Source organism: Acinetobacter sp. UBA5934, from assembly GCF_002430855.1.
In the GTDB taxonomy this organism is placed as follows: Bacteria; Pseudomonadota; Gammaproteobacteria; order Pseudomonadales; family Moraxellaceae; genus Acinetobacter.
Genome location: NZ_DJDC01000149.1, coordinates 1 through 6,096 on the forward strand (window position 1 = coordinate 1; position 6,096 = coordinate 6,096).

At 43.4% G+C, this 6,096-nt stretch carries 3 protein-coding genes; 1 reads left to right on the plus strand and 2 read right to left on the minus strand.

Annotated features, from left to right (window positions below):
* Positions 1-477: 477 nt before the first annotated feature.
* Both B2Y23_RS10285 and B2Y23_RS10290 read right to left on the minus strand, forming a co-directional pair.
* Entirely contained in the window at positions 478-1,146 is a 669-nt protein-coding gene (locus B2Y23_RS10285) for an HAD-IA family hydrolase (protein WP_291355601.1), read from the minus strand.
* Between the two features lie 344 nt (positions 1,147-1,490).
* Positions 1,491-2,441, minus strand: coding sequence for an RluA family pseudouridine synthase (locus B2Y23_RS10290; protein ID WP_291370671.1), 951 nt, complete (start codon positions 2,439-2,441; stop codon positions 1,491-1,493).
* Positions 2,442-3,202: 761 nt separating this feature from the next.
* Between B2Y23_RS10290 and B2Y23_RS10295 the strand changes: the two genes are divergently transcribed.
* Positions 3,203-6,096, plus strand: a 2,894-nt coding sequence (locus B2Y23_RS10295; RefSeq protein ID WP_291370673.1) for an Rne/Rng family ribonuclease, incomplete at its 3' end; no start/stop codon positions are given.

Sequence of the window (6,096 nt, forward strand, 5' to 3'; positions counted from 1 at the left end):
TTATTTTATTTATGACAATAGCTAATTCCTATAAATTAGCTTGGTTTTATTTTTCAAAAACAAGTATATGAACTAAATATAAAAATAATTTTCTATATGGGCTTAAGCAGAAATTGTCAGATTGATAAATTAAGTATCCATCTACGACTAAAAGACTAGATGAATTGCCTGCTTTTAATACAACCCATTTGTTGTAGCGAAGAGTTATTATAAAAATTATTTTAAAATCATAATCTTAAATACCAAGCATTGATCAGGTTTATTTTCATTTTATCTACTACACATGACCTTTTCAGAATACAGATCTACTGGTTAAAAACACATTTTGATCTCAAAACAAATCTGTAGCTTTGCCAACCAAACATTATCAAGGACAATTTTTTGTGTCCGTCATCATGAGATCAAATGAAATAGCAATAAGAAACAACAATAAAAAAGGAGAATCTAAAATCCTCCTTTTCACACATGGAATTGGGTCTAAACAGCCTGTTTTAAATTGACATGATTAAGCAAAAGCTGATGCAAATCGGCGACATCTTCTGCAATGGCCAGCGGATTATAACGGGCAAGCACTTCAGGTGTATGCACGCCATAACTTACCCCTATACGCGGCATGGCAATATTTTGTGCCATTTCTAAATCATAGGAGGTATCACCGACCATAATGGCATTTTCAGCCGCAACACCGGTGACTTGTAAAATTTCAACCAGCATCAGCGGATCAGGCTTGGACTTGGTTTCGCTGGCTGCACGGGTCACATCAAACAAATCATCACTGGCTGTTTGATGAAGCACGCGGTCTAAACCTTTACGGCTTTTTCCTGTCGCCACCGCAAGTTTCACCTCTTGTGCCTTTAACTCCTGCAACATCACCGAAATCCCTTCAAACCAGGCATCCTCTTTGGAATTTTCAACATAGTGATTGGCATAGCACTGCAAAATTTCTGCATGCAATTCAGGAACTGAAGGAAATAAGACTTGCGCCACTTCCGGCAAACCTAAACCGATAATGCTTTTTGCAACCTCGTCTGTTAAAGGTTGTTGAAACTGCTGCGCTGCAAACTGCAAGCTCGCGACAATCTGCCCGACCGAATCAAATAAGGTTCCATCCCAGTCAAAAATAATCAGTTCTACAGGTTTTTGCATGTTTAAGTTCCAATGTTTGATTCATTTTTTAATCTGCCGTATGCCTCCTTGATTAAAGGAGAGATATTACGAAGCAATCTCGGTGCATATATCACAACAAGGATTTGATACACGATGGCGACATGGATGTCGCCGTTGATCTGTCTTGCACTCCGCTTTAAAGCAATGCTTAAAGCTCGTTCAGGATGCACCATCAGATCAACAAAAGGGTTTTGTTACTTTTGCCCTGTCAAAAGTAAAGCTATGCCTACGCGATAATAATTCAAGCCAAGATAATAAGGAGAGGCTATATCATTCCACGCACCTCTCCCTAACCCTCACCTTCAGGAGAGGGAAGTTAAAAATCAAGAAGACTCTTTATCTTTTTTCTGCGCTCTGAGCTGCGCCACCAAACTCTGCATATCTTCAGGTAATGGCGCTTCAATGGTTGGATAACCCGGAATTTCCAGACGCATCGCGTGTAAACACAAACGGCGCGGCTTTGGTCCCTTGTATTCAGTCTCATGACCATATTTTTCATCACCCACTAAAGGATGACCAATACTTAAACCATGCACACGAATCTGATGGGTACGACCGGAAAGCGGTGATGCATACACCAGAGTGGCATGCATAAAACGCTCTGCGACATTCCATTGGGTTTTACTGTCCTTGCCTTCTTTAGAGACACGAACCCGACGCTCGCCATTGGCCAGCTCATAGCGATGCAAAGGTGCATCAATCAGCTGTTTATCCAGACTCACCTGACCTTTTACCACAGCGGCATAGGTCTTTTTAATTTTGTGTTCACGCAATAAATCTTGTAATGTTTTTAAAGTACTACGCTTTTTAGAAATCATCACCAGACCCGAAGTGTCGCGGTCAATACGGTGAATCAGTTCCAGATATTTTTTACCGGTGGCTGCACGCAGGCCTTCAATCAGGCCATAAGCCACACCGCTGCCGCCATGTACAGCAATCCCTGAAGGCTTGTTGATCACCATCAAGCCTTCATCTTCATACACGACACGGCTTAACAGGCTTTGTGCAACCTTGTCCGATACCGGTGCCGCCGTTTCATCCTTAGCTTCATAGCGAATTGGTGCAACACGAATCTGGTCGCCAATATTCAGTTTGGTTTCTGCTTTAATGCGCTTTTTATTGACCCGAACCTGGCCTTCACGAATTAAACGATAAATCCGACTTTTCGGTACACCCTTGAGTCTGGAAAATAAAAAATTGTCGATCCGTTGACCCAATTGATGCTCGTCCACTTCAAACCAAGTGACACTTTGCCATTCTTGCGTAGAATTCATACAGTTACGATGACCCAAAAAAATACTAAAATTGATTAAAAACTGATCACTTAGGCTATGCTTTACACAAGAAAGATAAGCTTAGCCCATAGGCAGATGATGCAAGGTTTGATATAGTCAGCGCACGGATACCACCGTTAGTGTGAAAAAATTTAATTACTTCAATCTTTTTTGAAGCTCAAGATTAAATTTCACCATTCACATTAAATACGGAAAGGTCCCTAAAGAATATGCCGACGCCGAAGGCTTATTATATCGGCAAAAAAGCAAACTGTTGCGTTTAATTGTACTTCGTACATAAATCAGTTTGTTCTAAAAAATATGTCGCCAACTTAGTTGGTTTTTAAACGTAAACTGATACACATCAGATTAGTCGCAACCTGAAGTCGCATTCAGGCTACAACGTTGATGCATTGGATCTGCACATAAAGCACCGATACGATGATAATTCCGTATCAAGACGCCCGATCATGAATTAATGAAGGGACGATCTTAAAGCTACGTGACAGTGAAAGTTACTCACATCTAATGCACCGTTTGTCCGCCAGTGAATCGTTCAGGTGACTTTAATCGTTTATAAGATTGAAGCCGTATTGCCATCTTCAATACGTGAATCAAAAACCGAAGCCCAAAAAAAGGCCGGTAAAAAAGCTCAGACCACAATTGCGTCATTTTGAGATCTGGGTGTTGATCCGTAATGTGTGATGTTCGCTACGTGTATAGCGATGTTTTGGTGTGTATCACTATTAGGTGTTACACCCATGAAACGTATGTTGATTAATGCAACACATGCTGAAGAGATTCGCGTTGCACTTGTCACTGGTCAGCGTCTTTACGATTTCGATCTAGAAAATCGTACCCGTGAACAAAAAAAATCCAATATCTATAAAGGTCACGTGACTCGCGTTGAACCTTCTTTAGAAGCTGTTTTTGTAGAGTATGGTGCAGGCCGTCAAGGCTTCCTGTCTATGCGTGAAATCGCAAACTCTTATTACAAGGCAGATCCTCGCCAAACTTCAAATATCCGCGAATTGATCACTGAAGGTACCGAACTTTTAGTACAAGTGGAAAAAGAAGAGCGTGGCAATAAAGGCGCTGCCCTTTCTACCTTTATCTCGCTTGCTGGCCGTTATTTGGTCCTTATGCCAAATAATCCGAAAGGTGGCGGTATCAGCCGTCAAATTTCCGGTTCAGTTCGTGAAGAATTGAAAGAAATGTTGGCATCTTTAAATATTCCTCGTGGCATGAGCGTGATTGTACGTACCGCAGGGATTGGCCGCTCTCAAGAAGAATTACAACTTGACTTGCAACACTTGATGGATCTTTGGGCACAAATCCAAAACACCGCTAGTTCTGGTCCATCACCCATGCTGGTCCATCAAGAAGCTGGTGTAGTAACACGTGCTATTCGTGACTATTTACGTGATGATGTTGCAGAAATCCTGATTGACTCAGAACAGGCTTATAACGAAGCATATAACTTCGTAAAAGCAGTGATGCCACGTCAAATCGATAAGCTCAAAACCTATACTTTAAATGAGCCTTTATTTGCTCATTTCGGCATTGAAAGCCAAATTCAAACTGCTTATGAACGTGAAGTAAAACTTCCTTCTGGCGGTTCAATCGTGATTGACCAGACTGAAGCTTTAGTATCCATCGATATTAACTCGGCGAAATCAACTCGTGGTCATGACGTTGAAGACACAGCTTTAAATACCAATTTAGAAGCAGCAGAAGAAATTGCGCGTCAACTGCGTTTACGTGATATTGGCGGTTTAGTCGTGATCGACTTTATCGATATGACCAAAGACCGCAACCAGCGCATGGTTGAAGCGAAACTTCGTGAAGCAACCCAAAGTGACCGTGCTCGTATTCAATTCGGTCAATTGTCACGTTTTGGCTTGATGGAAATGAGCCGTCAGCGCTTACGCCCTTCACTTGAAGAAGCAACCGGTTACGTCTGCCCACGCTGTCATGGTACAGGCATGGTACGTGATCTTCGCTCTTTATCACTTTCGATTATGCGTAAAGTGGAAGAGATTGCCCTGCGCGAACGTCATGGTGAAGTACAGGTTGAAGTTCCTGTTGAAATCGCAGCATTCTTATTGAATGAAAAGCGTCACACCCTGGTGTATTTGGAACAGACCTCCAATGTACGTGTTACCGTGTTGCCGCATCCGCACCTCGAAACACCGCATTACGAAATTACCTACAATGCTGAAGGTTTTGCACCAACCAGCTATGAACGTACGGAAGCAACACGTTCAAGTGAAAAAGAGTTGGGTTATGAATCTTCTGAATGGCATTTGGAAGATGGAGCACAAGCTCAAGCTGCAGAGCAGGCCCCTGCCCAGCAACAAGGAAAAAATCAAAACAATAAGCAGCAGCGTCGTCCACAACAAGCGGCTCAAGAATCACAGCAACAACAACCTGCTCAAGTTGCCCCTGTTGCTCAAGCTTCAGCAAGCCCATGTGCATGGTTAGAAAACCTGTTTGTACAAAAGCAAGCGAAAACCGTTGATCAGGCACGCACTGCAAACAATGCTGCTGCTGCGATTGAGCAAATGGTTAATGCGGGTGCAGTGAGTCGCGGTCAATTCGGTCAAGTGGTAACAGCTGCTCCGACGACTACGCCAGTAGCGACTACCAGCAGCAACGCTTATTTAACGCCAAATGCTCCTGTAAGCAATAAACAGGAACAGCGTGAAGTTGCCGATAAATATTCTGATAAAGAAGAAAAAGCGCAACGTCACAATAAAAAGCGTAACAAGCCTAAAGAGCAACGTGAACAAGTTCAGCACGACAATCAGCAAAACCAAGTGCATGAAGAAATTGTTCAGGTTTCTCGTCACGAGCAGCGTCAAGAACAACGTCCGGAACAGCGCCAAGATTCACGTGAAAACAAGCGCCCTTCTCGTCGTCAACACGCTGAACAACAACATGCGGATCAGCAAACCGAGCAAAATGCTGTGCCACGCCGTGACCGTCGCAACCAGCAACGTCCTGAACGTCCAAATCGCCACCGCGATCAAAGCGTCTTGAACGAACAGCCGGCACAACAAACTGCACCTGCTGCGGTCGTGAATGAACAGCAACCTAAAGTCGAAGTGGTTGATACACCTCGTCAGGAGGTTCTTCCAACAGCATTGGTAATCAATGTCGATCAGGCGAAAAGTGAAATTGTTGCATTAAATTCCGCACCTGCTGTGGCTGCAACAAAAACCTCTCAAACCGCTCCAGTAAGGGTTGAAGTTCCAGCGCCGGTAACCGAGAAGCCAGTAGTAACACAGGAAGAAAAGCCTGCTGCTACCAATGAAACTCAGGAACCGCAAAAGCCACGTCCTGCAGAAAAACGTGCCAGCAACGATCCGCGTATGCGTCGTCGCCAAAAACGTGAAGCTCAGGCAAAACAAGCTCAGGCACCGAAGTTAAGTCCTTCTCAGGTTCCAACTTTGGGTCAATACACCGTGATCAGTCTTATTCGCCATGTCTATGGTGAAGATTGTTCAGTACTGATTGAACAGTTTGGTTTAATTCCAACTTTCAACCGTGCCTTGGTGAAATTTACCGAGCAATATGCTGCAACACTTTCTACTCAGGCAACTGAAACTGAAGTACCAGCACAACCGGTGACTCGTGATGTGGCGGTAACCAT